We start from the raw sequence: 26,690 nt of genomic DNA, 5'->3' as shown, positions 1-26,690 counted from the left end.
TGCCTCCAAACAGCAATCCAAGAGTTCAAGACATGCGGTCGGCTACGGGAAACCCGATGAGGGGTATTGCGTTCAAGGTTGGCTCGGTGGTTGTTTTCCTGGCAATGCAGACCTTCATCAAGCTCGCCGGCAGTGACATCCAGCCGGGGCAGGTGACGTTCTGCCGCTCCTTCTTCGCACTGTTTCCCATCATGGCTTACCTTGCCTATCGCGGCCAGTTGCGATCGGCATTCTATACGGCCAATCCGATCGGTCATCTGAAGCGGGGAACGCTCGGCATCATATCAATGGGGCTCGGCTTCTATGGGCTGCTGCACCTGCCGTTGCCGGAAGCCATTGCACTTGGCTACGCGATGCCGCTTGTCGCCGTGATCTTCGCAGCTGTGTTTCTCGGGGAAACTGTCCGAATCTACCGCTGGAGCGCCGTACTTTTCGGGATTGTCGGCGTGGCCATCATATCGTGGCCGAAACTGACCCTTTTCCGTGAGGGCGGGATCCATGCCGAGCAGGCGATTGGCGCGCTAACGGTGTTGCTGGCTTCGGTGCTCGGCGGCATGGCGATGATTCAGGTGCGACGATTGGTCGAGGAAGAGAAGACCGCCACGATCGTCCTCTATTTTTCGATCACCGCCACGGTGTTCTCACTCGTGACAGTGCCGTTCGGCTGGCAGGTCCTTGATCTGGCGCCGCAATTGTTTCTCATCTTGGCCGGCTTCTGTGGGGGCGTGGCGCAGATCCTGTTGACGGAGAGCTACCGGCACGCTGATGTCTCGACGGTTGCGCCGTTCGAATACACATCGATCGTCATCGGCGGTGTCATCGCGTATTTCGTGTTCGGCGATATCCCAAGCGGGGCCACACTCCTGGGGACAGCAATTGTCGTGGCGGCCGGAATATTTATCATCTACCGCGAGCACCAGTTGGATCTGGAGCGCCGTGGGGCACGGCAGGCCGGATCCTGAAGGCCGCCTGCAATCGCAGCTTTGTGGCGACGCAACGGAAGTTCTCGCGTTTTGCGGGAGAAATTCAAACGAAATAGTGAACGACATCCGAACAGTTCTTGCGTCTTATGAACTTGACGAAGCATCATTTATTCGCAAATGCGCATGTTATGGGCCGGTCGGACGTCCTGGTGCCTGGGCAGTGCCGACGCCGGATACGTGCGTCGGGAGAAAAATGCCTCTTAGTGCCGAAGACTTGGTTGCGAACCCGAAGTTCATCCTGGCCCTCCGCTTCCATGCGGGGCGCATGCGCGGCATGTTCAACACCGGCCCGCGATTGGCGCGTTTGCTTGCTTCACAACAACGCTGGTTGCTGACGCAGACTGCCTATGCGCTTGCCATGGAGCGCGATCCCGCAGATTCCACGTCGGGCTTCACGGCGGTTCGGCTGACGCGCGAGATCACATCGCACAAGGTGGCCAGCCGCAACACGGTGTTGAGCTTTATCGACGAACTCGTCACCTACCGCTTCATCGCCTATGCACCAGGAGCCGAGCGCCGACGTCCCCGCCAGTTCGAGCCGACGGAAATCAGTCATCAGGCGATGTTTGGCTGGTTGGTCTCCAATCTGGGCGCTCTCGATCTGTTGGACGGCGGAAGCCGGGTTGCCCATGTTGAGGCTCACCCGGAACTGGTCCGCGTCATGCAGCCGCGAATTGCACTCAATTGCCTCCAGGATCCCCAGTGGAGAGAGCCCCCAGAGCATGTGGCGCTCTTCCAGTGGAACGACGCTGGCGGACTGATCGTCGATCATCTTGTCTCGCGGATCGATCTGGACGGCGACGATCCCGAGCGCGTCGTGGTCGGTCATGTTGACAGTCGCGCACTGGCGGCGGATTTCATGATATCGCGTACACACTTGCAGCGGCTTTTCGCCAAGGCGGCGCAGCAAGGATGCATTGGTTGGGATACGATCGACAAGAAACCCGTGCTCTGGATGTCGCGTTCGTTTGTCGAGCAATACAGTCGGTGGCAAGCGATCAAGTTCGCCTATGTGGACGACGCGTTCCGCTGCGAGGCGTGATTCCCACGAGGCGCGCGGCCCCTCGAGGATCCAGGTCGGTGAGAATTGCTCAGGCAGGCAACGCGACAAGAGGCCAGCAAATGCCAGCCTCGGCCTCAGTATTGCTGAAAGTCCGCAAAGATCATGGCGGGACGCGCGATGCGCCCGCTGGCGCCAGTCCCGCGAGCAACCATTTGCTCGTTCGTGGCGAAGCCAATGCGGCTGTAGCTTTGCGTTGTGCGGCCTTGCTCGCTAGCAAGGCGAAGGGTTTCAAACCCACAGTGTATAGGACGAAAACGTGCAGTCATTGCCTTGGTTCCTGTTGATTCCTCCCAAGACACAGCAATATATTGCACTGCAACATGAACTTTTCAATGCATTAGAATAAACGGCAGATATGCGAAAAACGCATAGGTGTTTTCACAAAAGATTTGTATTTGCCTATTTTCAGGGCACGTCAGAGCGCTGCCAGTTTGGCCTGAAAAGCCAAAAGATCGTTCCAGGCCAATCGTTTGTTGACTGGTGCCGTCAATAGATCCTGAGGGTGCAATGTCGCAATCGCAGGAATAATGCGGTTTCCGACCGCAATCTCTCGCCATTGCCCGCGCAACCCGTGAATCGTATCGGTTTCGCCAAAAAAGACCCTGGCGGCAAAGTTGCCGAGTACGAGAATCGCCTTCGGCTCGGCAAGAGCAATCTGCCGCTCGATGAAAGGACGGCAAATATCCATTTCGGCGGTCGACGCAATGCGATTGCCCGGTGGTCGCCAGGGAATGACCTGCGTCAGCAATATGGCGTCGCGCTGCAGACCGATTGCCCCGAGCATCTTGTCGAGCAGTTGGCCAGGCCGTCCGGAGAAGGGCTGGCCTTCACGATCATCGTCCGCCCCTGGCGCCGAACCGATCACCATGATCCCGCTGGCCGCATCACCGCTGGCGAAGATCGTCGAGCGTGCGCTGTGCTTGAGATTGCATCCGTTGAATGCCTCGAGCGCCGTTTTCAGTTCCTGAAGCGAACGGGCGCTCTCGGCGGCGAAGCGTGCCTGCTGCACGGCCTCGCCATCCGGGATCGAAGGCTGCGGCCGCTGGGCTGCACGCTCGGGGGCGGGAGCGTTCCTTTGTGTGGTCTGAGCCGCCGGGCGGGCCGTGGACTCCCGAACGTCAGCAGTCTGCGGCGAAGGGACCGTGCTTCGCCTTGCCGCTTTCATTGCCTCGAACTCAGCAAAGCGATCGACAGCTTCCTCCTCGAGCAGCCATTCCACGCCGGCTTCGGCATGGAAATGCAGAAGCGCGGCGAGTTCGCCCGGAGAGAGTTCGCTGACGGAGATCATAACGGTGACCTTAGCGAAGCCGAGACGTCAATGAAAGAGCACGATAGGCGGGAGACGACCTATTGCACCGTCCATTGCGTGATGTCCTCACGTTCGCCAATCAACGCCAAGCCGTGGGCGATGGAAAGCAGTTCGCCGCCGGTCTCGATGCGGTCCTTATCGAAGCGCTCGGTGAAGATGCGGCGCACAGCCGGGACAAACGACGTGCCTCCGGTGAGGAACACCTTGTCGATCATGCCGGATGTCGTGTTCGTCCTTTCCAGCACGTCATCGAGTGCGCCTTCGATCCGTACGAGATCATCTGCAATCCAGCTTTCGAAATCGGCCCGGCGAATCGTCAGGTGGCCTCCGCGGCCGAGGGGCGCGAAGTCGAATGCTGCTTCGTCCGAAGCGGAGAGCGCCATCTTCGTCGCGGATACAGCCTGATAGAGCGGGTAACCTTCATCGTGGTCGACGAGATCGATGAAGGTCTCGAGCTTCTCGGGCTCGAGCGCCGTGCGCACAAGCTTCTTGAGATCCTCGAATTCGCGCGACGTCTTGAAGATGGAGAGCTGGTTCCAGCGACCGAAGCTCGAGTAGTAGTTCGTCGGGACTTCAAGGATTTTGTCGAAACTCTTGAAATGACTCCCCTTGCCGATCTGAGGGGCGACGATGTTGTCGATCATGCGATAGTCAAAGTGATCGCCGGCGATCCCGACACCCGAATGACCGATCGGGGTCGCCGTCAGTTTGCCGGCCACCGTTTCAAACCGGATAAGCGAATAGTCGGTCGTACCGCCGCCGAAGTCGGCGACGAGAACCGTCGCATCGGATTTCAGGTTCTGCGCGAAGTAGAACGCGGCGGCCACCGGTTCGTAGACGTAGTGAACCTCCGGAAAGCCGAAGCGGGACAGCGCCTCGTTATAGCGCTGGGTCGCCAGCGCAGGGTCAGGGTTCGCGCCGGCAAAATGCACGGGGCGGCCGGTGACGATACGCTTGACGTCGGACGGCCAGTTGTCGCCGGCATAGTTCCGGAGGCGCCTGATAAAGACCTCCATCAGGTCCTCGAAACTGTGGCGCTTCGCGTAGACGAGGGTGCCCTGAAAGAGCGCGCTTGCCGCAAAGGTCTTGATCGACTGCAGGAAACGGCAGTCCCCGGGGTTATCGATGAATTGCCGGATTGCCGCGTGGCCGGCCTCGACCTTCAGGGCGGACGTGCCGAGTTGCGGATCCTTCATGAAGGAAAGGGCAGTACGCATGCTGTCGGCAGTTCCGGCCGCACTCGTAAAGGCCATTGAATGCGTTGTCGGCCCGTCAGCCGTGGCCAAGACCGTGTTCGTCGTGCCGAAGTCGAATCCCAGCGCCTGAGCCATGCCCGCACCTCATCAAGTCGATTGTTTTTTGGGAACGGAGGCCAAGCTCCGCTAAGGCGCGAAACAACGCGCCCAAGGAGGGCGCGTGATGCCACAGAGGCCGCCGTTGTTCAAGGCTTGAAGTGAAAAATGCAGCGGGCGCCAATGGCGCCCGCTTGTTCCCTACTCGGCGGCCAATGCCTGAGGTATCTCCTCATCGTGCTCGGTCTTCTTCTTCCGTCCAAAGCTGAGGAGCCAATCGCTAAGCCTGCCCATTTCGACGAAGATCACCGGGGTGATGAAAAGCGTCAATGCTTGCGACACGACGAGACCGCCAACGACGGCAATGCCGAGCGGCTGGCGCAGTTCCGAGCTTGCACCGGTCCCGAGAGCGATGGGAAGCGCGCCGAGGAGGGCGCAGAAGGTCGTCATCATGATCGGGCGGAAGCGTCGAACGCAGGCTTCATGAATCGCCTCCGACGGCGACATGCCGTTGCCGGAGCGCAGGTTCTCCAGCGCCACGTCGATCATCATGATCGCATTCTTCTTGACGATACCGATCAGCATCAGCAGGCCGATGAGCGCGATGATCGAAAGATCGAAGCCCATCACTTTCAACGCCAGCAGGGCACCGAGTGCCGCGGCCGGCAAGCCGGAAAGGATCGTCAGCGGATGAATGAAGCTTTCGTAGAGGACACCCAGCACGACGTAGATCGTCAGCACTGCCGCCAGGATCAACAGCGGCGTGTTGCCCTGGGACTGCTCAAATATCTGCGCCGTGCCACCGTAGGACGTGAAAACGTCCGCTGGCATGTTGATGTCTTTCTTGATCTGGTCGATCGCCGCCGTGGCATCGCCAAGCGCTTCGCCGGCCGGCAGGTTGAAGGAGACTGTCGTCGAGACAAGCTGACCGGTCTGGTTGATCGTCACCGGCCCCGTCGTGCGTTCTACCCTTGCGAAGTTGGACAAGGGAACGAGGGCGCCGTTGCTTGAAGCGACGCGGATTTCCTGAAGCTTCTGGTCGTCCCAGGGCTTGCTCGTATCGTACTCGACGATCACGTCATAGCTGTCGCCGGTCGACTGGATCTGGGCGGCGGTGTATCCGCCAAAGGCTTCCTGCAGGGTCGTCCGCAGCTGTCCGTCGGTAATCCCGAAGGCTGCCGCCTTCTCCGTGTCGACGACGATATTGGCCTGCAGGGCATTGTTCTGCGCATCTGAGGCGACGTCGGTGAAACGCGGATCGGAACGCATGGCCTGCTGAATCTTGTCTGCCCAGACGTTTGTCTGATCGGCGCTCAGCGCCTGAACGACGAGCTGGTATTGGCTCGCCGTCTGACGGCCGCCGAAGCGGAGGCTCTGTTGCGGCGTGATGTAGGCCTGCAGCCCAGGAATCTTGCCGATGCTCGCCCGCAATTCCCGTAACGTCTGCTCAAGCGGTGGACGCTGATCCTTGTCCTTGAGTTCGACAAACATCGTGCCGTTGTTCAACGGACTGCGTGCGTTGCCGCCGACAATCGACATCACGTGATTGACGGCGGGATTCTGCTTCACGAGTTCCGCTGCCTGGTTCTGCAACGCTTGCATCGCCGGATAGGAGATGTCCTGGCGTGCGCGCGTCGAGATGTTGAGGCGTCCAATATCTTCGGTGGGGAAGAAGCTGGATGGCAGCGTCATGAAGAGATAGACAGTCAGGCCAACCGACGCCACGAACAGGGCGAGGACGGCTGGACGATGCTTCAGGCACCAGCCGACCGATTTTTCGTATCCTCTGAGTGTCCGCTCGAAACCGGCATCGAACCAACGGATGAAGAAGGGCGGGCGGTCGTGGCCACTGCCGAGCCTTGATGCCAGCATCGGCGTCACTGTGAGCGAGACAATCGCGGAGGCGACGATCGCGATCGCAACGACCATGCCGAACTCGTTGAAGATGCGGCCGACGACGCCGCCCATCAACAGGATCGGAATGAAGACGGCAATCAGCGACACGGACATGGAAATGATGGTGTAGCTGACTTCGCCGGCGCCTTTGATCGCCGCATCGAGAACCGGCATCCCTTCCTCGACATGCCGGAGAATGTTTTCCAGCATGACGATCGCGTCATCGACGACAAGGCCGACTGCGAGCGTCATTCCGAGCAGCGAGATGTTGTCGATGCTGTATCCGAGCACGTACATCATGCCGAAGGTGGTAATCAGCGACAGCGGCACGGCAAGGCCCGGAATGATCGTCGCCGTCAGGTGACCGGTAAAGAGGTAGATGACCAGGACGACGAGGCCGATCGTCAGGAGCAGCGTAAACTTCACGTCCGTGATCGCGTCCTTGATCGGCTGCGCAGAGTCGTTCATGACCTTTGTCGAAACAGAGGCGGGGATTTCGGCGTGCAGACCCGGCAGCTTCGCCCTGATTGCGTCGACGACCTCGACGGTATTGGCATCGGGCTGGCGTTGAATGGCAAGAATGATGCTGCGGTTGCCGTCGTACCAGCTGCCGGTATTCTGGTTCTGAACGCTGTCCTGCACGTCGGCGACGTCGCCGAGGTGGATCGGTGCGCCGTTGGGATTGGCAATGACAAGCGTACGGAACTCGTCGGCATTGGTCCGCTGAGTGTCCGCATTGATTGTCATGCTTTGCGAGTCGTTCTGCAGGGAGCCGACGGGAACCTGGCTGTTGGCAGCGACCAGCGCCTGGTTGACGGTATCGATACCGATGCCGCGGTTGAGAAGCTTGTTGGGATCGACCTCGACCCGGACCGCGTAGGTCTGCGCACCGAATACCGAAACCTCAGCCACGCCGGGAAGTGTTGAAAGGGACGGCGAGATGATGTCCTCGGCGATCTCGTCGAGCTTGCTGCGGGGCATGGTGTCGCTTTGCACGGCAAGCAGCATGACCGGCGCATCGGCGGGGTTCGTCTTGCGATAGCTTGGCGGCGTCGTCATGTTGTCGGGCAATTGCCGCGTGGCATGCGAGATCGCTGCCTGAACATCGGCTGCTGCCGCATCGATGTTGCGATTGAGATCGAACTGCAGAACGATGCTGGTGTTGCCGAGCGAGTTCGTGGCGCTGATTTCGCTGATGCCGGGAATGGTCTGGAACTGCTTGATCAGCGGCGTGGAGACCGAAGTCGCCATCGTCTGCGGTGAGGCGCCGGTCAGCGCGGCCGAGACGTTGATCGTCGGGAAGTCGACCTGCGGCAGGGCTGCCACCGGCACGAGTTGGTAGCCGGCAAGGCCGGCAAGCACGACGCCGATGGCAAGCAGCGTCGTTGCAACAGGACGTCGGATACAGAAATTCGGTATCATTCTTCCGTGCCCGCTGTGATGATTTCGGTTTTGCCTGCGGTTTGGTCAACCGAGGCGACATTCAATGCCTTGTCGTCGAACTGTTCCTTGACCGGCTGCTGGTCGACCAGCTGCGCCTGTCCCTCGATGATGACGTGATCGCCCTCGGACAGGCCTTGCGAGACGGCGGTGAAACCACCGTTCGCGCGCGCCACGGTGACGGGTGTCACATGAGCCTTGCCGTCGCGCGCGACAATGGCGAAGAAGCCGTCGGCGCCGGGACTGACAGCAACGGTCGGGACCACGACCTGCTGTTCATTGTTGTTGAAGTGGACAACGATGTTGACCGATTGCCCGGGCCATAAAGCGCCGGACGCGTTCTCAAACTTCGCCTTCGCGAGAATTGTGCCGGACGCAGGATCGACGGTGTTGTCGTAAAAGCTGATATGGCCCTGACGTGGCTTGGCCTTGTCGGATTGAGGAACGGTGCTGACGTCCACCGGGCCTGCGGCAAGTGCAAGCTTCAACTGCCGGAGGTCGCGTTCCTGCAGGTGGAATTTCACGTAGATCGGATCGTACTTTGCGATCGTCACGATCGCGGAGCCGGCGTTCACAAAGGCGCCTGGGCTCACGGCGATATCGCCAAGGCGTCCGTCGAAGGGCGCGCGAATATCGGTATGCTCAAGCAGGACCTGATCGGCGGCAAGCGCGGCCTTATCGGCCTCCACGGTCGCGGCTGCCGTATCGCGGGCCGCCTTTGCCTGATCGTAGCTTTGCTGTGTGCCGGCCTTTGAGCTCAAAAGGTCATTGGCGCGTGCCAGCGCCGTTTCGGACTCCGCCAGGGTTGCCTGGTCGCGGACGACCATGGCGCTGTCCTTGTCGACCGTTGCCTGTGCGGTGCGGGCATCGAGTTTGGCGATCAGATCTCCCTGTTTGACGGTGGCGCCGTCCGAGGCGAGGATCTGCGTAACGATCCCCTGTTCCTGGGCCGCGATCGTGGTGTTGTCGTCCGCATCTGCCCAGCCCGAAGCTGTGACGTCCCGGGGCAAAACAGTCTTCACTGCTGCGACAGTCTTGACCAGCGTTGGTCCGCCGTTGCGGTTGCGACCCTTGCTGCCGCCCTTCTGATCACCGGATTTCTGCGATGCATCGCCCGCCGTTTGGTGGCCGCCGTCGGCGGCATCGGCCTGCGGCTGAGCGTGGGGCAAAAATTGCGAAAGATACGGGATTCGTTCCCTGTATTGCCAAGCGCCAACGCTGGCAGCAGCTATAATGCAGGCCGTGATCAAAAGTTTCTTCATATGCGAGACCGGTTTGGGCGAGTTGCGCGAAAGTCAAGGCTCTATTGAACCACGTCTATTACGGCGCAAAAAAGACACAATTGCCGAACCGACCATCACTAAGTGGTTATAATGGCTTAAATTTTTGTAATGAAAGAATGAGCTGAAATACCATTTGTTGGGCATCGGCGATCCGCCGTAGCCGACACTTTCCCAATTTCCCCTTTTCAATCAGACGGATCGCGCCGCTCCGCCGTCGCAGCGTACAAGACTGCCCGTGATGTAGCTCGCGGGCTGGCTGCAAAGAAAGGCGGCGGTTGCAGCGAACTCTTCGACCGTCCCATAGCGACCGACGGGGATTGCGGCCTCCTTGGCAGAGCGGATTTCATCGAGGCTCTTGCCGGTGCGCTTGTCGGCCGCCCCATCTACCTCGTCGGTGCGGCCGGTCAGAATGCTCCCGGGAAGCAGAAGGTTTGACGTGACCCCAAAGCGTCCGATCTCCGTTGCCAGCGTCTTGCTCCAACCGGCGAGGGCGGGGCGCAGCGTGTTCGAAAGAGCGAGGTTGGTGATCGGTTCGATGACGCCCGACGACGCGACAGTGAGAATGCGCCCCCAGCCTTGTTCCTTCATGGATGGCAACAATGCGTTGGTGAGCGCGATCACCCGCAGCACCATGGAGAAGAAATAGGTCTCCAGTTTCTCGGGCGTCATGTCCTGCGTCGTTCCTGGCGTGGGGCCGCCGGTATTGTTGACCAGGATATCGATGCCACCAAGCTTTTCATGCACGGCGGCGGTCACGGTCTCGACGAAATTCTCGTCCGAGAGATCGGCCCAGATCCAATCCGCCTTGCCACTTCCTTCGGCGTTGATGGCGCGGCACTTTGCCTCCAGCGTCTCGCCGCTGCGGCCGCAGAGAAGAACGTTCGCGCCCTCACGTGCCAAAGCCACGGCGATGCCATGCCCCAATCCGCGCGACGATGCCAGAACGAGTGCGCGCTTGCCCTTGATGCCCAGATCCATGTCAATTTCTCCATTTGTCCGTCTTTCTATACGGCGCGCCGACGGGAGACGAAAGCGGCGTCTGGCATTGTTTATAATTTGACGTTTACGTAAGCTGCATATATTTATCTGGCGCTAGAAATGCTGTTGCGCGAATTGGGGGATTCGCTGTCGTTTCCCGGCTCGACAATAGAGCTCTGTTTTGCCAAGAGATAACCCCATCACGGGGAATGTGGCCGCGATGTCGGCCGAGCGGAGATGATGCATGACCGATACGACTGAACTGCCCGAGCGCGAAAGCATGGAATTCGACGTTGTGATCGTCGGTGGCGGCCCTGCGGGATTGTCGGCTGCGATCCGCCTGAAACAGGTCAATCCGGCACTGTCGGTCGTCGTGCTCGAGAAGGGGGCTGAGGTCGGCGCGCACATCCTGTCAGGTGCCGTCGTCGATCCCATCGGCATCGACCGTCTGCTGCCTGGCTGGCGCCAAGAGGCTGATCATCCGTTCAAGACCGAAGTGACCGACGACCACTTCCTGGTGCTCGGCCCGGCGGGCTCGGTGCGCCTGCCGAATTTCATGATGCCGCCGCTGATGAGCAACCACGGCAACTACATCGTTTCGCTTGGCAACGTCTGTCGCTGGCTCGCCACAAAGGCGGAAGAACTCGGCGTCGAGATCTATCCGGGTTTTGCCGCGACCGAGGTGCTCTACAACGACGAGGGGGCCGTCATTGGCGTGGCCACCGGCGACATGGGCATCGAGAAGAACGGCGAGCCCGGCCCGAACTACACCCGCGGCATGGCGCTAACAGGCAAGTATGTGCTGATCGGCGAGGGGGTCCGCGGTTCGCTTGCCAAGCAGTTGATCGCCAAGTTCGATCTGTCGAGGGATCGCCAGCCGCAAAAGTTCGGTATCGGCATCAAGGAACTCTGGCAGGTGAAGCCCGAGCACCACAGCCGAGGTCTCGTGCAGCACTCGTTCGGCTGGCCGCTCGGCATGAAGACCGGCGGCGGCTCCTTCCTTTACCACCTCGAAGACAATCTCGTTGCCGTCGGCTTCGTCGTCCACCTGAACTACAAGAACCCTTACCTGTATCCCTTCGAGGAGTTCCAGCGCTTCAAGACGCATCCGGCGATCCGCACGACCTTCGAGGGCGGCAAACGGCTGTCCTATGGTGCGCGTGCGATCACCGAGGGCGGCTATCAGTCTGTACCGAAGTTATCCTTCCCCGGCGGTGCCCTGATTGGCTGTTCGGCGGGCTTCGTCAACGTGCCGCGCATCAAGGGCAGCCACAACGCGGTGCTGTCGGGCATGATGGCAGCGGACCGGATTGCCGCGGCGATTGCAGCCGGTCGCGCCAATGACGAGGTGGTCGAGATCGAGAACGACTGGCGCTCAAGCGACATCGGTAAGGACCTGAAGAGGGTGCGAAACGTCAAGCCGCTGTGGTCGAAGTTCGGCACGGCAATCGGCGTGGCGCTCGGCGGTTTCGACATGTGGACGAACCAGCTCTTCGGCCTTTCGATCTTCGGTACGCTCAGGCACGGCAAGACCGATGCGGCCTCGCTGGAGCCGGCCGCCAAGCACAAGCCGATCGCCTACCCGAAGCCCGACGGCGTTCTCACCTTCGACCGTCTGTCCTCGGTGTTCCTGTCGAACACCAACCACGAGGAAGACCAGCCGGTGCATCTGCAGGTGAAGGACATGGCGCTGCAGAAGTCGTCCGAGCACGACATCTATGCCGGTCCTTCGACGCGCTACTGTCCGGCCGGCGTTTACGAATGGGTGGAGAAGGATGGGCAAGAGACCTTTGTCATCAACGCCCAGAACTGCGTCCACTGCAAGACCTGCGACATCAAGGACCCCAACCAGAACATCAACTGGGTGCCGCCGCAGGGCGGCGAGGGACCGGTCTATCCGAATATGTAAGAAGCAGTCATGAGCAACGCCTGCGCCATACGGCAGGCGCGTCTCGATGAGCTGCCGCGCCTGACTGAGATCGAGCTCGATGCCTTCGCGACGCTGGCGGAGGCGCTCGGCGTTATCAGGGAAGCGCACGCGCTGCCACACGATTTGTTGCGGGGGTCGCTCGATGCGGGCCTGCTGCTCGTTGCCGCCGATGACGGCGACTGTCCGGTCGGCTTTCTCGCGGTCGAGGAAATCGAAGGCACGCTCTATGTGATCGAACTGGATGTTTGCCCGGATTGGCAGCGCAGGGGTGTCGGGCGGCGTCTGATGTCGGCTGCAATCGAGATGGCGCAGCAGCGTCGGCTATCGGCACTGACGCTGACAACGGATCGCTACGTTCCGTTCAACGCGCCCTTCTACGCCTCCCTCGGCTTTGTGCTGCCGAGTGTCGAAGCCGTTCCGCATTTCCTGAAGAAAAAGCTGGATCACAAAATCGCGGTTGGGATGGATCCGGAACGACGGGTTGCGATGGTTCTTACGCTGAAGCGATAGCGGCATGGAACAATAGAGTGAGCCGGCGGATTGGCCGCCGGCCCGAACTGCGGAGTTGCTATCGGCGTGAGGCGATGCCGGTCGAGAGTGCTACGCCGAGCCCGGTGATAACAGCGGCGGCGATCTCGGCGATGCCGATTTCCTCCCCAAGCAATAGGCCGCCGCCGATCGTTGCCAGCACCGGCGTGATTGCCGTGAAGGCAGCTGCCTGGGTGCCGCCCAGCGCATGAACCGCATGGCCGTAGGCGACCGTGGCAGCAAGGCCGGACAGCACGCCTTGGCTCAGTACCTGCAAGCCGACCTCACCAAGTGGTGCGCTGGCAATCGACGTACCGAAGGCGACGGCCAGACCGATGTGGATGAGAAATGACCAGATGGCGATGAGCGCGCTGGCCTGCAGAGCCGTCAGGCCGGAGCGGCGAAAGGCATGCGTGTAGCTTGCCCATAGGATCGCTCCCATCGGTAGCAGAACAAAGCTGGTCCAGGGTAGTGCCGCACCGGCGAGACTGCGGACCAGTAGGATGGCAACGCCGCCGACGATCGCGGCAAGACCGAGCACGCGCATGAAGTCCGGTCGTTCCCGGAAGACGATGACGCCGATCAGCGCAGTGGCAAGCGGCATGGACCCCCCGAGCAGAATACCGGCGGCGGATGCCGGGGTCGAGTGAATGGCCGACGTGGTCAGCTGGAAGAAAACGGCGCCAGCGCCCGCGACCATCGTGGCAAGCAGGCGGAGCGGCACGCCTTTCGGCAGCAATCCAGTCTTCAGCCAGACGGGCGCCAGAACAAGCATCGGAATACCGTAGCGGATCAGGCCGATATCGATCGTGCCAAGCTGCGTCGCCGCGCTGTGACGCGTCGCCAGGATCCACGCTGCCCAAATGAGGACGGTGACGACGGCGCCGGCATATCCGACAGATGTCGACGTGGACTTTTCATTGTTCGTGAAGGTAACGGCGCTCATCGATCTCTCCTCTCGTGATCGTCCGGATTGCTGTCCGGTTGAGAGAAGAATAAGCGGAAACGGCGAGGCATGTCCTTGCTATCTATGCCGCCAAAATACTGGTATGAGCAATTATCTGCCAATCACGCCAAAGGATTTTATCGAACATGCCAAATCTTGATAAATTCGATCTGGCGATATTGGAATGCCTCCAGGAGGATGCCCGGGCGACCAACGTGGAGATTGCCGAAAAGGTCAATTTGTCGCCGTCCCCCTGTCTGCGGCGTATCCGCAATCTGGAAAAGACCGGCGTAATCCGCGGCTACCGCGCCGATATCGACCGCAAGGAAGTCGGTCTCGGCCTGACGGTTTTCGTCGAGCTCAAGGTCGCCCATCACAGCCGCGAGAACGCGCAGGCGCAGGAGGCGGCATTGCTCGCCATTCCCGAGGTGGTGTCGTGTTTTCTAATATCGGGAACGGCCGACTTTCTTGCGGAGGTGGTGGTCGAGGATCTCGCAGCCTATGAGCGGCTGCTGACGGACACGCTGCTGACCCTGCCGAATGTCAGCGATATCCGCTCGAACTTTGCCATTCGCAGCATGAAAACCCACGGAGCGCTGAAGCTGCCGGAACTGAAATAGAAACGGGGCCAATCGGCCCCGTTTTCTTGCTTAGAGCAGCGTGCCACTGAGGATCAGCAGCGCGACCGAGAAGTAGATCACCAGCCCGCTCACATCGACGAGCGTGGCGACCAACGGGGCGGAGGCGCTTGCCGGATCAAGCCGCAGCCTCTGCAGGATGAACGGCAGCATGGAGCCCGCCAGCGAACCAAACGTGACAATGCCGATCAGTGCGGTAAAGATCGTGACGCCGACCAGGACCCAGTGCTCGCCGTAGTCATAGAGCCCGATTTTTTGCCAGAGCACGATGCGGGCGAAACCGACCAATCCCAGGATCGTGCCGAGCACGATACCCGTCGGCAGCTCGCGCATCAGCACGCGCCACCAGTCGGAGAGCTTGAGCTCGCCGAGCGCCAGCGCCCGGATGATCAGCGATGTCGCCTGCGACCCGCTGTTGCCGCCAGAGCTCATGATCAGCGGCACGAACAGCGTCAGCACGATCGCCTTCTCAAGCTCGCCTTCGAAATGCTGCATGGCGCTTGCCGTCAGCATTTCGCCGAGGAAGAGGGCGCACAGCCAACCAGCACGCTTGTGGATCATGCCGGCAAAGCTGATCTTGGTGTAGGGCTTGCCGAGGGCTTCCATACCACCGAATTTCTGGGCGTCTTCGGTCTGGTCGGCGATCATCGTGTCGATGACGTCGTCGACCGTGACGATGCCGAGCATGTGGCCGTCCTCGCTGACGACGGGCAGGGCGAGCAGATTATGCTTGCGGATCAGCCGGGCGACATCTTCCTGCGTCATCAGCGGATCGGCACGCACAACCCCTTCCTTCTGCGCAACGGTCAGGACCGATTCGCCGGGCTCGCCGGTGATGAGGCGGCGGAGTGTGACGACGCTCGTCAGCGCGCGGCTGACCGCATCGAGGACGTAGATCGCATAGACCGTCTCGCGCGAACGCTCGACTTTGCGCACGTGCTCCAGCGTCTGTTCAACAGTCCAGGTGTCGGGCACGCTGACGAATTCGGTCGTCATGATGCTGCCGGCCGTGCGGGGCGGATACCCCATCAGGTGCTGGACGGCGAGACAGGTCGTGCGGTCCAGCCGCGAGAAGAGGTGTGCACGAACCTCCTCGTTCATTTCCTGAAAGAGGTCGGCGACACGGTCGTTTGCCACGGCGTTCAACAGCCGTGCGGCATGCTCGACCGGCATGTCTGCAAGGATCGCGGCGGCGTGATGCAACTCGGGACGTCCGAGAATGCGCACGGCCTTTTGCTGCGGCAGCGTAACCAGGATTGCTGCGGCTTCGGATATTTCAAGTGTGTTCAGCTGTTCGACGCGCTCGGCCGTGGTGATCGGGCCGAGGTGGTCGCTGCTGAAGAAACGAGCGGCATGGCCCGCCCGCAGTGGGAAGCGATTGATGTTCATAGGCTCGCCTTTCCGTCGATCCGCCGTAGCGTCCGACGGGCGAGCCCGACGGAGTCAGGTCAGCGCACGAGGGCCGCGTACGGCAAAGGCAATCGACTGCTACTGTCGCTTGGCATCGTGATGATGGCTCCGTTGATATCCGCGGAAAATGGAGGTGATCCGCGTAAGGCTCTAGGTGGTCTCAATTGTCAAAAAAGTCAAGCGCTTGAGGTGCTTGATGCCAGAATGCCGCACCTTCCGGCGCGGCATATCGTTCGAGCAGCGTTCTTTCGAATTTGCGGCCGCTGTCGACTATGCGTTGACGCCGGGGGCGGCCGCGTCAGGCGCTCCGGCCACGGCGATCGAGGCTTAGAGATGCCACGAACACAAAGATGCCGATAAACGACAGGATGGCGCCGACATAGCCGGTGGCGGCGAAGCCATAGCCCTGTGCGATAACCAGGCCGCCGAGCCAGGCGCCCAGCGCATTCGCAATATTGAATGCCGAGTGGTGAGATGCCGCAGCAAGCGTCTGCGCGTCCGCCCCGACATCCATCAATCGGGTCTGGACAGCGGGACCGGCAGCAAAGCCGCAACCGATGCAGAATACGCAAAGCGCCAGCATGAACGGATTGGCAGCCGTGAGGGAGAACAGTGTCAGCACGACGATGTTGAACACAAGGCAACCGCCGATCGTTCCCATCAGCGATTTGTCGGCAAACCAGGAGCCGACGACATTGCCGACGTTCATGCCGATGCCGAAGATGATCAGCATCACGGCCACCATACTTTCCGGCAGCATTGCAACCTCGGTCGTGGTTGGCGCGATGTAGCTGAACATGGCGAACATTCCACCGAAGCCGACGGATGCCGTGGCGAGCGTCAACAGGACCTGCGGACGCTTGAAGGCGCCGAGTTCGCGCTTGAAGCTTGCGCCCTCGGCAACTCGGTCGCGTGGCACGTAGTACCAGATCAGGGCGACCGTCAGCAGGCCGATAATTCCAACGATCGTAAAGGCAAGCCGCCAGTTGAGAGACTGCCCGAAAACGGTGGCGAGCGGGGTTCCCAGGAGGGTCGCAACCGTCAACCCGAGCATCACGCGGCCGACGGCGCGAGCGCGCTTGTGCATCGGCACCATGGATGCCGCGACGATCGCGGCAACGCCGAAGTAGGCGCCATGCGGCAACCCCGTGATGAAGCGCATCAACGTGAAGCTCTCGAAGGTCGGTGCCATCGCGCTCAACAGGTTGCCGACGGCAAAGATGCCCATGACGAGGAGAAGCAGCGAGCGGCGCGCCATCTTTGCGGCGAGAACCGCGATGATTGGAGCACCGATAACGACGCCGAGCGCATAGGCGCTGATCACGTAGCCGGCCTGCGGCGTCGTCACCGAGAAGGTGTCGGCGACCTTAGGCAAAAGACCCATGATAGCGAATTCGCCGGTGCCTATCCCGAAGCCGCCGCAGGCAAGCGCCAGTTGTACGAGCGCAATTGCCGCCGGAGACGTGGCCTCTTCTGCCGCCATCGTATCTATGGAATCGTTTACGGCGACCTGGCTCAAGAGGCACTCCTTGGCATTCGATAGGTGACATACGGGACGGGACGCAAGATGCGCCGGTGACCGGTGGGCCGGAGATGAAGGGAGATGAAGACGATGTTCCAATATCCCATCTATCAACGATAGATTGCTGCAGGTCGAGTGCGTTTTCTGCAGTGCAGCGTCCCCCGATTTGCATACGTCCCTTGCAAATTTGGGGGCTCTGTCGCCGCTCGCGGCGGCCGTGAGACGCGCTTCAGCTTGAAATTGCCGCTGCGGGAACCATCTGCTTTGCAGCGCCAACAGACTTTGCCTGTCGGGATGGATCAACGGGAGCCTGATGAAACTAGTTGGCTTTTTCAATCGAGATGGTGGAACGTTCAGGACCACCGACATGGAAGCCTATGAAAGGCGGGCCGAGGCGATCTTCAGGGAAGCGGGTCACGATTTCGATGCAATCGTCTTTTCCGGCAAGGAGATTGTACCCGCGATGGAGCGGGCGGCCCGCTGGGGAAACATCGATGGCATCGTCGCCGGCGGTGGCGACGGGACGATATCGGCGGCAGCGTCCATAGCCTGGAGAAACGGCGTCGCACTTGGCGTTGTGCCGGCCGGTACAATGAACCTTTTCGCCCGTTCCTTGCGCGTTCCACTCGATATCTGGCAAGCGCTTGAAACGCTGGCCTTTGGCGAAGTCGATCGTGTCGATATTGCCAGCGCCAACGGCAGGCCGTTCATTCACCAATTCTCGGCCGGGCTGCATGCGCGCATGGTGCGCTATCGAAATTCCTACTCGTACCGCTCCCGACTTGGAAAGATGGGGGCAAGCGCGCGGGCCGCATTTGGTGTCGTGTTGAACCCACCCGAATTCGAGGTCGAGTTCGAAGCGGGGGGAGTTTATGAGAGGCGCCGGGTCTCCGCGGTCTCGGTTTCAAACAACCCTTTCGGCCAGAATGCCTTGCTTTATGCAGACAGCCTCACAGGTGGCGAACTAGGCTTCTATACCGCCAATCCACTAAAGCCGCTCGGCGTCGCGCGTCTGGCGATCGATCTCTTGCGAGGCAAGGTGAGGGAGAATGCGGACGTGATGATCATGCATCCGGCAGAAGTGCATCTGCACTTTCCAAAGCTGCCGTCAAAGGCGAATTGCGTGATGGATGGCGAGCTGCGTCCCCTGGAGCGAGACGTTGCATTGAAATTGCATCCAGGCGAACTCAAGGTATTGGTCCAGCAAGGACTTGCAGCGCAAGTTGACGAAGCGGAGCGGCGCGAAGTCGCTCCCTAGCAGCTCCTGCTGGTGGCGCGCATCCCAGAAATCGCTCTGGATCGGTCGGACGAGCTGAGGGGGACGCCGGAGCTAGCGCGGATATATCCAGGCGTAGCCGAAGAGCCGTTGATCCTCCGGTCGCCCGCTGATGTAACCGATGCTTGTGTACTTGGTCGCCACTGCGGAGTATTGCGGGCCGAGGTTCTGTTCAATCCAGTTAACCAGCACCGGCGGTAGCGCCGTTCGGTCCTTGGAGGGGAGCCAAACCACCAGGATCGGCTTCTCCGCGGTCCAATCGTAATCGATAGCCAGATTGCCGAAAAACGTGGACATCGTTGGAACATCAGGCAACTGCATATGCATATTTCCCGACGCCGGCCAGCTGTCGGTGAGCACCAGCCCGGGACGCTTGCCTTCCTCAGCAATCATCTTGCCGGCAAACTCCTCGTAAGGCGCGTTGTAGGCCTCAGGCCGGCCGAAGAGTGACGGAGCGTGCGCGAGAACCAGACTCAGCGACGGGACGATGATAATGACCGCGAGAGGTGCGATAAAGAAGCGCCGCGCAAAATCCTGCGGTTGAATGCCTCGGGCCTGTATCTTCAGGCAAAACGCAATCGGCATCAGGAACAGGAGGGGCAGCACCCATCGGTCGCGCATGGATGTTATGCCGATGGCGAAAACCAGCACGAGAACCTGCACGCCAATCGCCAGAAATATCGTGTCGAAAAAGTGAGCCCAGATGGTCGTCGGTCGCAGACTGCGGAGGAACTTCTTGCCGAAAACGATTGCAAAAACCGCAACAAGAGGCGCCATGATCACGAGCACCTGACCGAAGAACTCGGTCGGCCCCTTGATCAGTTTCGCGAGTACGCTGGTCGGCGCTTCCTGCGCCATGGTATTCAGCGTGCGGGTTGCGGCCAGGCCGATATTGTTAAGGAGCCAAAGGCCGTGCGGCGCGAAGATGAGGACCGCGATAGCCAGTGAAAGCAAGAAGCGACGGTCGAACAGGCGCTTCTGTCCCTCCGGATGCAGAAACACTGCAATGAGCGCTGCAAACACGACGAGAGTGAAGTTGTACTTCGACAGCATGCCCAGTCCCAGCGTGACGCCGATTGCCGCGTAGGAGAACAGGGATGGGGCCTTCAGCGTTTTGATGATGCTGTAGATGAAGAGGTTTATCATCAGCATCTGGGCGACTGTATGGGTCAGGTCCCTTTGTGCCTGCCAGAAAACCTGTGGAATCGTGAACAGCGAAAGCGTCGCGATGGCAGCAAACAGGCGATCATCGAGCACCAGTTTGGCCAGCTTGTAGTAGCTCAGGAAAAGAAGAAAAAGCACCAGGTTCTTGGTTGCGGCAATCGTTGCGATCGACAATCCGAAGCCGGACACCACCATCGCCTGCAGCCAGTTGTAGAGCGGCGGCTGGGTGTCGTAGCCGGCCACAAGCCATTGCGAGAAGAACGCCTGCTGGGACTCATCGACCCGCAGGCCGTTTGGCACGAGGAGGCGAACGACAAAGCTGACGACAAAATATGCCGCCAGCAGCAGGACAACCGCGTCCGGCTTGCGAGCCAGCAGATTACGCATTCTCACTTCCGTCGAAGACCTGGCGGACGATGTAGTTCGGCGAGGTGTCGTCGCGATAATAGGTACGGGCAATCATCTCGGCAAGAATGCCGGTCGTGATCAACTGCACGGAGGACAGCATGAAAACGATGCCGACCATCAGCATCGGGCGGGTGCCGATGTCATTGCCCAAGACGAACTTGTCGACGAACAGATAGAGCATCACCAGAGCGGAGATCCCACCCAGTCCGAGGCCCAGTGAGCCGAAGAAATGGCCTGGCCGTGCCTTGTAGCGCATGAAGAACATGACGGAAAGCAGGTCGAGGATCACGCGAAAAGTACGCGAGATGCCATACTTGGACTGTCCGTGCTGGCGGGCATGGTGGGTCACGACCATTTCGCCGATGCGCGAGCTTGGCACGACGCCGGCGACCCAGGCGGGGATGAAGCGGTGCATTTCGCCCATCAGCTTCACCTGCTTGATGATCGAGGCGCGGTAGATCTTCAGGCTGCAGCCATAGTCGTGCAGCTTCACGCCGGTAATGCGCCCGATCAAGTAATTGGCACACCATGAGGGAATCTTGCGTAGCAGGAGACCGTCTTGGCGGTTCCTGCGCCAGCCAACCAAAAGATCGAGCTCACGCCGCTCCAGTTCGCCGACCATGGACGGAATGTCTTTCGGGTCGTTCTGCAGATCGCCATCCATTGTGGCGATCAACCGGCCGGTCGCGGCGTCGATGCCTGCCTGCATCGCGGCCGTCTGGCCGAAATTGCGCTGCAGTTCGACGATCCTCAGCGTAAGGCCCTCGCGGCCGATGTGCTTGCGCGCATTTACCAGCGTGGCATCGGTGCTGCCATCGTCGATCAGGATAAGCTCCCAGCGATCGGAGTAGCCGGCCATGGCCAAGCAGATGCGATCGACAAGCGGGCCGACGCTCTCTTCCTCGTTGAAGACAGGCACAACGAGCGACAATTCGACCGGCCGCATCGCTTCCACGAGGCCCTGACGTGGGTCTACTGTTGTCTGCACGTTTGAATTCTCCTACAAGGCGCACGGCCAAAAGCGGCATTCGCCGCGATAGTCAGGAAAGCCTACTATATGAAGTTTCCGGTTGTTGCCAGCCGACAATCCTGGTTTATCCGCAATCGGATGACGCTGCTGACGATTGTGATCGTGGCGACTTACGCGCTTTTCATCCAGTGGTTTTGGGGCTGGCCGGTCATTCTCGGACAATGGGCCGAGGTCGGTGCTATCCCGATTATCGCCGCTCTCGCACTTCTGACCAGCACCTACTTTCTCAGGACCTGGCGCATCTACGATTATTTTCCGAGAGAAACTGCGGGCCGCTTCAAGGTGCTTTTTCGCGTCACGCAGATTCACAATCTCCTGAATATCATGCTGCCGTTTCGAACGGGGGAGACAAGCTTTCCGGTGTTGATGCGCACCGAGTTCGGTATTCCGCTTGCGCGCGGCACGTCGGCGCTGTTCGTCATGCGCCTGCTTGATCTGCACGCCTTGCTGGCTGCCGCCGGCATAGGCTTCGCGATCGCGTCACCACACAACATCGTTGCATGGATCGTCTGGGTGTCCTTCCTGTCACTTCCGGTAGTCGCTTTTGCTCTAAGGCGACCCTCGTTGCGGCTTGCCGGCACGATGCTGCCGGTAAAAGCGCAGAAGCTGGTGGTTGAGGTTGAGAGGGGACTTCCGGTCGATGCCGCCGCTTTCACGCGCGCCTGGGCGATGACCGTCATCAACTGGCTCGTCAAGGTTCTGGTGCTCGCCTGGGCCCTCAACCTGATGGGCGTATTGCCGATGGCCGCAAGTTTCGGCGGGGCGCTTGGCGGCGAGCTCTCCTCTGTGCTTCCGGTGCACGCGCCGGGTGGCGTCGGCACTTATCCGGCCGGGATCACTGCCGGCGCCGTTGCCCTAGGCGCATCCAGCGAGAAGACGGCCCTTGCTGCCTTGGCGCAAGCAAGCATCAATGCGCATTTGCTGATCATCGTCTCGGCACTGACGGGCACTGCGATATCACTGCCGCTCGGCCGCAGCCGTAAGCTCTGAAATCCGTTCTCTCAGGAATGTCTGCTCTGGCGCCTGTTGACACAGCCTCAAGGCTGTCTCGTAGGCTGCAATCGCCTCGGCCTTCTGTCCCAATTGCCTCAGAAAATCGGCACGGGCCGAATGCGCAAGATGATAGCTCTCCAATTCTCCTGCCTGCAGGATGGCGTCAACGAGCTGCAAACCTCTTTCTGCTCCCTCCACCATCGCCACGGCGACGGCCCTGTTGAGTTCGGCAATCGGCGACCACTGGGCCGACAGCAGGAGATCATAGAAGCTGACGATGCGGCGCCAATCCGTACTCTCAGGCGTCTCGGCTCGCGCGTGCTCCGCAGCGATGGCCGCCTGCAGCGTGTAGATACCGACCTCGCCATTCCGCAGGGCGCCGTCGAGGCGCCCGAGACCTTCGCGAATCTTTTCACGGTCCCAAAGCCCGCGATCCTGATCGGCCAGGAGAATGAGACCTCCCTGCGAACTCCGCCTGGCGGCGCGACGCGAATCCTGAAGGAGTAGGAGTGCAAGCAGCCCCGAGACATCGGGGTGCGGCAGAAGGCGCGCGAGCAGCCGTGTCAGGCGGATGGCCTCCGAAGTGAGATCCGCTCGGACGACCTCCTCGCCGGACGAAGCGGAGTATCCCTCGTTGAAGACCAGATAGATCACATGCAGCACCCGGTCGAGCCGCTCCGGCAATTGGTCGCGCTCAGGGACCTCGTAGGGAATCTTCGCTGTGCGGATCTTGTTCTTCGCGCGTACGATGCGCTGTGCCACAGTTGGGGCGGGGACTAGAAATGCATGGGCGATCTCTTCAGTCGTAAGTCCGCATATCTCTCTAAGCGCCATCGCCATTTGCGCGTCGGCGGGTATGATCGGATGACAGCAGGTGAAGATCAACCGGAGCATGTCGTCTTGGATCAGGTCCACGTCGCCAATCTCCGTTTCATCGAAAGACCCGTATAGACTTTCCTCGATATCCTTCGCCGACATATCGAAACGCGACCGGCGCCTGATGTGGTCGATCGCGCGAAATCGCCCGGCGGAAACGAGCCAGCCGAACGGGTTTGCCGGAACACCATCGCGGGGCCACGTCCGCGCGGCGGCTGCAAACGCGTCGTGCAGGGCTTCTTCGGCCCTGTCGAAGTCTCCAAGGAGACGGATGAGTGTCGCAAGCACCCGGCGAGACTGCGATCGGTAGATATCCTCGATCAGACGTTCCAAGGTCTACTCCGGCAATGTCAGGATCCGCACCGGGCGGATTTCCACAGCGCCAATTCGCGCACATGGAATTCCAGCGGCGATTGCCTTTGCCTCATCCATATCGGAGGCATCGATAACATACAGGCCGGCCAGATGCTCCTTCGTCTCGACGTAAGGGCCATCAGTCATGCTAAGCTCGTTGTTGCGCACCCGCAGGACGACAGCCTTATCGGGCGTTTCGAGCGCATCGGCATGAATCAGCGTGCCCCGTTCGCGCAACCCTTCGTCGAAGCCGAAATGCGCGCGAACGACAGCTTCGGTTTCTGCAGGGGCCTGACGACCGTCGACATCGGCCGAATTGTAGATCAGGCAAACATAGCGCATCGCATTATCTCCCGTCTTTGATGGAATAGGCCGGCCGTATCTCGATCGAAGCGTATTTCAATATGGGGAACGTCGAGGCGATCCTCTCGGCTTCTTCCATGTCGGCGGCGTCGATCAATACGAAACCACCAAGATGTTCCTTGATTTCGGCGAAGGGACCGTCGGTTGCCGTCGTGACGCCCTGCCTCACTCGAAGAGTAACTGCAGATTCGGGCTCGTGCAGCGCAAGAGCGACTTGCAGGACGCCGCGGTCATGCCAGTGATCGTCGCTTGCGATGCATTCCTGCGTGACCACATCCCACTCTTCCTGCGGGACGAGCTTGCTCTTCTCGGTGTCGAACCAGACCTGGCAGAGATATTTCATGACGTCTCCCTCAACTATAAACCGGAATATCGTAGATCGGCCGGACTTCGATTGACCCTAGTCTTGCAAGCGGGATACCGGCCGCAACGCGAATGGCATCGTTCAGATCTTTTGCGTCGATAAGAATGAAGCCGCCGAGTTGTTCTTTTGTTTCTGCAAAAGGGCCGTCCGTCACTGACATTTCATCATTTCGAACGCGGACGGTCACGGCATTCTTTGGCGATTGCAGCGCCTGCGCGGCGATCATGTGCCCGCTGGCGATCAGATCATCGTCGTAAGCGAGGGACGCTCTGTCGAGGTTCCTTTTTTCCTCCTCGGTCATGGCTTCAAGCGTCGCCGGCTCGAACCAGACCTGGCAGAGATATTTCATCGTTCGCTCTCCCTGGCTGTCACGATCATTGGACGCTCAGCCTAGGGTGATTTCGACAGGAAGCGAAAAAATCTTTTTACGGAAATTTGGGTCGAAACGAGCACACTGGCTTCGACCAAGTGTCGTCAACAATATGGAGTGACGACGATGGGTTCTTTCGAGATCGTGCTGGCGAACGCCATCCGCGCAAGTCGCCAACAGAACAAACAGCCCTATCAGGCTGATACGGAACTGCCAATGATGCGGGCCACAATCGCACGCCTCGTTGCCGTCGCAGCCCTTTTTGCGGTTACGATTGTGGTGCTGGATGCCGCGGGCGAGCACTATGAGCGCCAACTTGCGACTAGCGCGGTCGCAGCCACTCGCCAATAAGGGAAACGGCTATTGGAAGGCCGTTTCGAAGAAGCTTCTGAGCTTGCGCGAATGCAGTGCTTCCGGCGGCATTGCTGCGAGTTTCTGGATCGCACGGATACCAATTTGCAGATGCTGGTTGACCTGCGTCCTGTAAAAGGCGGTCGCCATGCCGGGCAGCTTCAATTCGCCATGCAACGGCTTGTCCGATACGCAGAGCAGGGTGCCGTAGGGCACGCGGAAGCGGAAGCCGTTTGCGGCGATCGTCGCCGATTCCATGTCGAGCGCGATGGCACGAGCCTGGGACAGACGTTTGACCGGGCCGCGTTGGTCGCGCAACTCCCAGTTCCTGTTGTCGATCGTGCCGACTGTGCCGGTGCGCATGATGCGCTTCAGCTCGAAGCCTTCGTAGCCGGTGATCTCTGCCACGGCGCCCTCCAGGGCGACCTGCACTTCCGCCAGTGCCGGGATCGGCACCCAGACAGGCAGATCGTCGTCAAGGACGTGGTCTTCGCGCATGTACGCGTGAGCAAGGACATAATCACCCAGGCGCTGGCTGTTGCGCAGGCCGGCGCAGTGGCCGAGCATCAGCCAGGCATGCGGGCGAAGGACGGCCACGTGGTCGGTGATCGTCTTGGCATTGGATGGGCCGACGCCGATATTGATCATGGTGATCCCGGCATGCCCTTTCTTTTTCAGATGGTAGGCCGGCATCTGCGGGAGGCGCGAAAGCGTAACGTCGGTCTCGGGCTGATTGGAGCCGGCATGCGTGATGATATTGCCCGGCTCGACAAAGGCCGTGTAGCCATCTCCGCCTTCCGCCATCAGCTTGCGTGCCCAGATGCAGAATTCGTCGATGTAGAATTGGTAGTTCGTAAACAGCACGAAGTTCTGAAAATGCTGCGCGCCGGTCGCGGTGTAATGGGCAAGACGGGCAAGCGAGTAGTCGATGCGCTGAGCCGTAAAGGCGGCAAGCGGCGAAGGTTCACCTGGCGGCGGAATGTATTCGCCGTTGGCAATCTCGTCGTCCGTTGTGTTCAGGTCCGGCGTGTCAAACAGATCACGCATCGGAATGTCCATGAACGCCGCGGCGGATGCCTCGACATGGGCACCCTCACCGAACGCAAAGTGCAGTGGAATAGGCGTCGTCGATTCTGAAACGACGACCGGCACGTTATGATTTCTTATCAACAGGCCAAGCTGCTGCTTCAGATAGTGCCGAAACAGCTGCGGCCGAGTAATCGTCGTCGTGTAAATGCCGGGAGCGGTAACGTGCCCGTAGGACAGACGAGTATCGATGTGGCCGTAACTCGTCGTCTCGATGCTAACTTGTGGGTAGAAGGCACGATAGCGCGATGTAATTGGCGCGCCCTTGGCTAGCGTTGCGAAGCTCTCAACCAGGAAATGGGTGTTGCGTTCGTAGAGTTCTGTCAGCGCGTCGACTGCCTCGACAGGATCGTCAAAGGTTTGCGGCGCGAAAGGTGACGGAGACGAAATGTCGAGAGGGGAAGAGATTCGTTTGTTCATGCGGCATTATAGGGTGTTGTTCCTAACAAGCAAACGACGCGTCTAAAGGGATTGCAGAGATTTTTGGGGCAGCGATGTGCCGCCGCAGCCAGTCAGTTGCTTGTTCTGCAGAACGGGCGGCTGGCGTCGAAGCACGTATAGTTGGCCCCGAAGTGTGACTGCGCACCGCCACCGGCATTGCGGTTGACCGCAACCGAAAAGCTGATGGCGAAGACTGCTGCAAACAGCGTGATGATGGTGAAACGTCTTGCCAAAATGAGCATATCCATGCCTTTGCCCCGGTATCGCCTTAGCGTTGAGACAGTTTTGCCACGTTGTGGCTGAACCGGTGCTGAGATCATGGTTCATCAGGCGTTCAGGAAGCCGGGCAGCTTGAAGCGCGGCTGCTGCTTATCTCTTTGGTCCCGCAAAGGAGAT

At 60.0% G+C, this 26,690-nt stretch carries 25 protein-coding genes; 8 read left to right on the top strand and 17 right to left on the bottom strand.

Features of this window, described 5'->3' with window-relative positions:
• The first annotated feature begins 32 nt into the window (after positions 1–32).
• Positions 33–962, top strand: a complete 930-nt coding sequence (locus IB244_RS11035; RefSeq protein ID WP_026371817.1) for a DMT family transporter — start codon at positions 33–35, stop codon at positions 960–962.
• A gap of 214 nt (positions 963–1,176) precedes the next feature.
• Entirely contained in the window at positions 1,177–2,025 is an 849-nt protein-coding gene (locus IB244_RS11030; RefSeq protein ID WP_192304212.1) for a hypothetical protein, read from the top strand.
• 95 nt (positions 2,026–2,120) lie between these two features.
• On the opposite strand, the gene IB244_RS32100 is transcribed toward IB244_RS11030, so the two are convergent.
• From IB244_RS32100 to IB244_RS11005, 6 genes are all read right to left on the bottom strand, one after another.
• The gene (locus IB244_RS32100; protein ID WP_018857476.1) at positions 2,121–2,312 is read right to left on the bottom strand and encodes a hypothetical protein; all 192 of its coding nucleotides are present in this window, start codon (positions 2,310–2,312) and stop codon (positions 2,121–2,123) included.
• A 149-nt stretch (positions 2,313–2,461) separates the two neighbouring features.
• Entirely contained in the window at positions 2,462–3,334 is an 873-nt protein-coding gene (locus IB244_RS11025) for a uracil-DNA glycosylase (RefSeq protein WP_018857475.1), read from the bottom strand.
• Between the two features lie 59 nt (positions 3,335–3,393).
• Positions 3,394–4,686 (bottom strand): Hsp70 family protein, encoded by a 1,293-nt coding sequence (locus tag IB244_RS11020; protein WP_018857474.1) that lies wholly within the window; start codon positions 4,684–4,686, stop codon positions 3,394–3,396.
• A gap of 162 nt (positions 4,687–4,848) precedes the next feature.
• Positions 4,849–7,965: an efflux RND transporter permease subunit gene (locus tag IB244_RS11015; protein WP_192304210.1), complete on the bottom strand. Its 3,117-nt coding sequence runs from the start codon at positions 7,963–7,965 to the stop codon at positions 4,849–4,851.
• Positions 7,962–9,245: an efflux RND transporter periplasmic adaptor subunit gene (locus IB244_RS11010; RefSeq protein ID WP_113471589.1), complete on the bottom strand. Its 1,284-nt coding sequence runs from the start codon at positions 9,243–9,245 to the stop codon at positions 7,962–7,964. Before IB244_RS11010 ends, IB244_RS11015 begins: the two co-directional genes overlap by 4 nt.
• Positions 9,246–9,455: 210 nt before the next feature.
• Positions 9,456–10,244 carry an SDR family oxidoreductase gene (locus tag IB244_RS11005; protein ID WP_192304208.1) on the bottom strand — a complete coding sequence of 263 codons (789 nt, stop codon included), beginning with the start codon at positions 10,242–10,244 and terminating at the stop codon, positions 9,456–9,458.
• 244 nt (positions 10,245–10,488) lie between these two features.
• Here IB244_RS11005 and IB244_RS11000 point away from each other — a divergent pair, with 244 nt between their 5' ends.
• A complete protein-coding gene (locus IB244_RS11000; RefSeq protein ID WP_113471587.1) occupies positions 10,489–12,153 on the top strand; it encodes an electron transfer flavoprotein-ubiquinone oxidoreductase in 1,665 nt (554 codons plus the stop codon).
• 9 nt (positions 12,154–12,162) lie between these two features.
• Positions 12,163–12,684, top strand: coding sequence for a GNAT family N-acetyltransferase (locus IB244_RS10995; RefSeq protein WP_192304206.1), 522 nt, complete (start codon positions 12,163–12,165; stop codon positions 12,682–12,684).
• 58 nt (positions 12,685–12,742) lie between these two features.
• Here IB244_RS10995 and IB244_RS10990 read toward each other — a convergent pair whose 3' ends face one another.
• Complete coding sequence (locus IB244_RS10990) at positions 12,743–13,648, bottom strand: DMT family transporter (protein ID WP_192304204.1); 906 nt, start codon at positions 13,646–13,648, stop codon at positions 12,743–12,745.
• A 146-nt stretch (positions 13,649–13,794) separates the two neighbouring features.
• On the opposite strand from IB244_RS10990, the gene IB244_RS10985 reads away from it, so the two are divergent.
• Positions 13,795–14,268, top strand: a complete 474-nt coding sequence (locus tag IB244_RS10985; protein WP_018857467.1) for an Lrp/AsnC family transcriptional regulator — start codon at positions 13,795–13,797, stop codon at positions 14,266–14,268.
• 30 nt (positions 14,269–14,298) lie between these two features.
• On the opposite strand, the gene mgtE is transcribed toward IB244_RS10985, so the two are convergent.
• Complete coding sequence (gene mgtE, locus IB244_RS10980; RefSeq protein ID WP_113471042.1) at positions 14,299–15,675, bottom strand: magnesium transporter; 1,377 nt, start codon at positions 15,673–15,675, stop codon at positions 14,299–14,301.
• Between the two features lie 319 nt (positions 15,676–15,994).
• Positions 15,995–17,215: an MFS transporter gene (locus tag IB244_RS10975; RefSeq protein ID WP_113471043.1), complete on the bottom strand. Its 1,221-nt coding sequence runs from the start codon at positions 17,213–17,215 to the stop codon at positions 15,995–15,997.
• A 316-nt stretch (positions 17,216–17,531) separates the two neighbouring features.
• On the opposite strand from IB244_RS10975, the gene IB244_RS10970 reads away from it, so the two are divergent.
• Positions 17,532–18,476, top strand: coding sequence for a diacylglycerol/lipid kinase family protein (locus tag IB244_RS10970; RefSeq protein WP_113471044.1), 945 nt, complete (start codon positions 17,532–17,534; stop codon positions 18,474–18,476).
• A 72-nt stretch (positions 18,477–18,548) separates the two neighbouring features.
• Here the strand turns inward: IB244_RS10970 and IB244_RS10965 are convergent, their stop codons facing one another.
• Positions 18,549–20,045: a glycosyltransferase family 39 protein gene (locus IB244_RS10965; protein WP_192304203.1), complete on the bottom strand. Its 1,497-nt coding sequence runs from the start codon at positions 20,043–20,045 to the stop codon at positions 18,549–18,551.
• The gene (locus IB244_RS10960) at positions 20,038–21,054 is read right to left on the bottom strand and encodes a glycosyltransferase family 2 protein (RefSeq protein ID WP_192304201.1); all 1,017 of its coding nucleotides are present in this window, start codon (positions 21,052–21,054) and stop codon (positions 20,038–20,040) included. The genes IB244_RS10965 and IB244_RS10960 overlap by 8 nt, the downstream gene beginning before the upstream one ends.
• Before the next feature lie 69 nt (positions 21,055–21,123).
• Between IB244_RS10960 and IB244_RS10955 the strand changes: the two genes are divergently transcribed.
• A complete protein-coding gene (locus IB244_RS10955) occupies positions 21,124–22,086 on the top strand; it encodes a lysylphosphatidylglycerol synthase domain-containing protein (protein WP_113471047.1) in 963 nt (320 codons plus the stop codon).
• Here the strand turns inward: IB244_RS10955 and IB244_RS10950 are convergent.
• From IB244_RS10950 to IB244_RS10935, 4 genes are read right to left on the bottom strand one after another with little or no spacing between them, the layout of a single operon-like run.
• Positions 22,054–23,298, bottom strand: a complete 1,245-nt coding sequence (locus IB244_RS10950) for an RNA polymerase sigma factor (RefSeq protein ID WP_192304199.1) — start codon at positions 23,296–23,298, stop codon at positions 22,054–22,056. The two genes, IB244_RS10955 and IB244_RS10950, sit on opposite strands and share 33 nt — an antisense overlap.
• A gap of 3 nt (positions 23,299–23,301) precedes the next feature.
• The gene (locus IB244_RS10945; protein WP_018116256.1) at positions 23,302–23,661 is read right to left on the bottom strand and encodes a YciI family protein; all 360 of its coding nucleotides are present in this window, start codon (positions 23,659–23,661) and stop codon (positions 23,302–23,304) included.
• A gap of 4 nt (positions 23,662–23,665) precedes the next feature.
• Positions 23,666–24,025 carry a YciI family protein gene (locus tag IB244_RS10940; protein ID WP_018857459.1) on the bottom strand — a complete coding sequence of 120 codons (360 nt, stop codon included), beginning with the start codon at positions 24,023–24,025 and terminating at the stop codon, positions 23,666–23,668.
• A gap of 10 nt (positions 24,026–24,035) precedes the next feature.
• Positions 24,036–24,395, bottom strand: coding sequence for a YciI family protein (locus IB244_RS10935; protein ID WP_018857458.1), 360 nt, complete (start codon positions 24,393–24,395; stop codon positions 24,036–24,038).
• A 147-nt stretch (positions 24,396–24,542) separates the two neighbouring features.
• Between IB244_RS10935 and IB244_RS10930 the strand changes: the two genes are divergently transcribed.
• Entirely contained in the window at positions 24,543–24,767 is a 225-nt protein-coding gene (locus IB244_RS10930; RefSeq protein ID WP_192304197.1) for a hypothetical protein, read from the top strand.
• A gap of 9 nt (positions 24,768–24,776) precedes the next feature.
• Here IB244_RS10930 and IB244_RS10925 read toward each other — a convergent pair whose 3' ends face one another.
• Both IB244_RS10925 and IB244_RS10920 read right to left on the bottom strand, forming a co-directional pair.
• The gene (locus tag IB244_RS10925; RefSeq protein ID WP_192304195.1) at positions 24,777–26,273 is read right to left on the bottom strand and encodes an AMP nucleosidase; all 1,497 of its coding nucleotides are present in this window, start codon (positions 26,271–26,273) and stop codon (positions 24,777–24,779) included.
• A gap of 92 nt (positions 26,274–26,365) precedes the next feature.
• Positions 26,366–26,542: a hypothetical protein gene (locus tag IB244_RS10920; RefSeq protein ID WP_192304192.1), complete on the bottom strand. Its 177-nt coding sequence runs from the start codon at positions 26,540–26,542 to the stop codon at positions 26,366–26,368.
• Positions 26,543–26,690 lie beyond the last annotated feature (148 nt).

The organism is Rhizobium sp. RHZ02 (genome assembly GCF_014851575.1).
In the GTDB taxonomy this organism is placed as follows: Bacteria; Pseudomonadota; Alphaproteobacteria; order Rhizobiales; family Rhizobiaceae; genus Rhizobium; species Rhizobium altiplani.
This window is presented reverse-complemented; position numbering and strand designations above follow the sequence as displayed.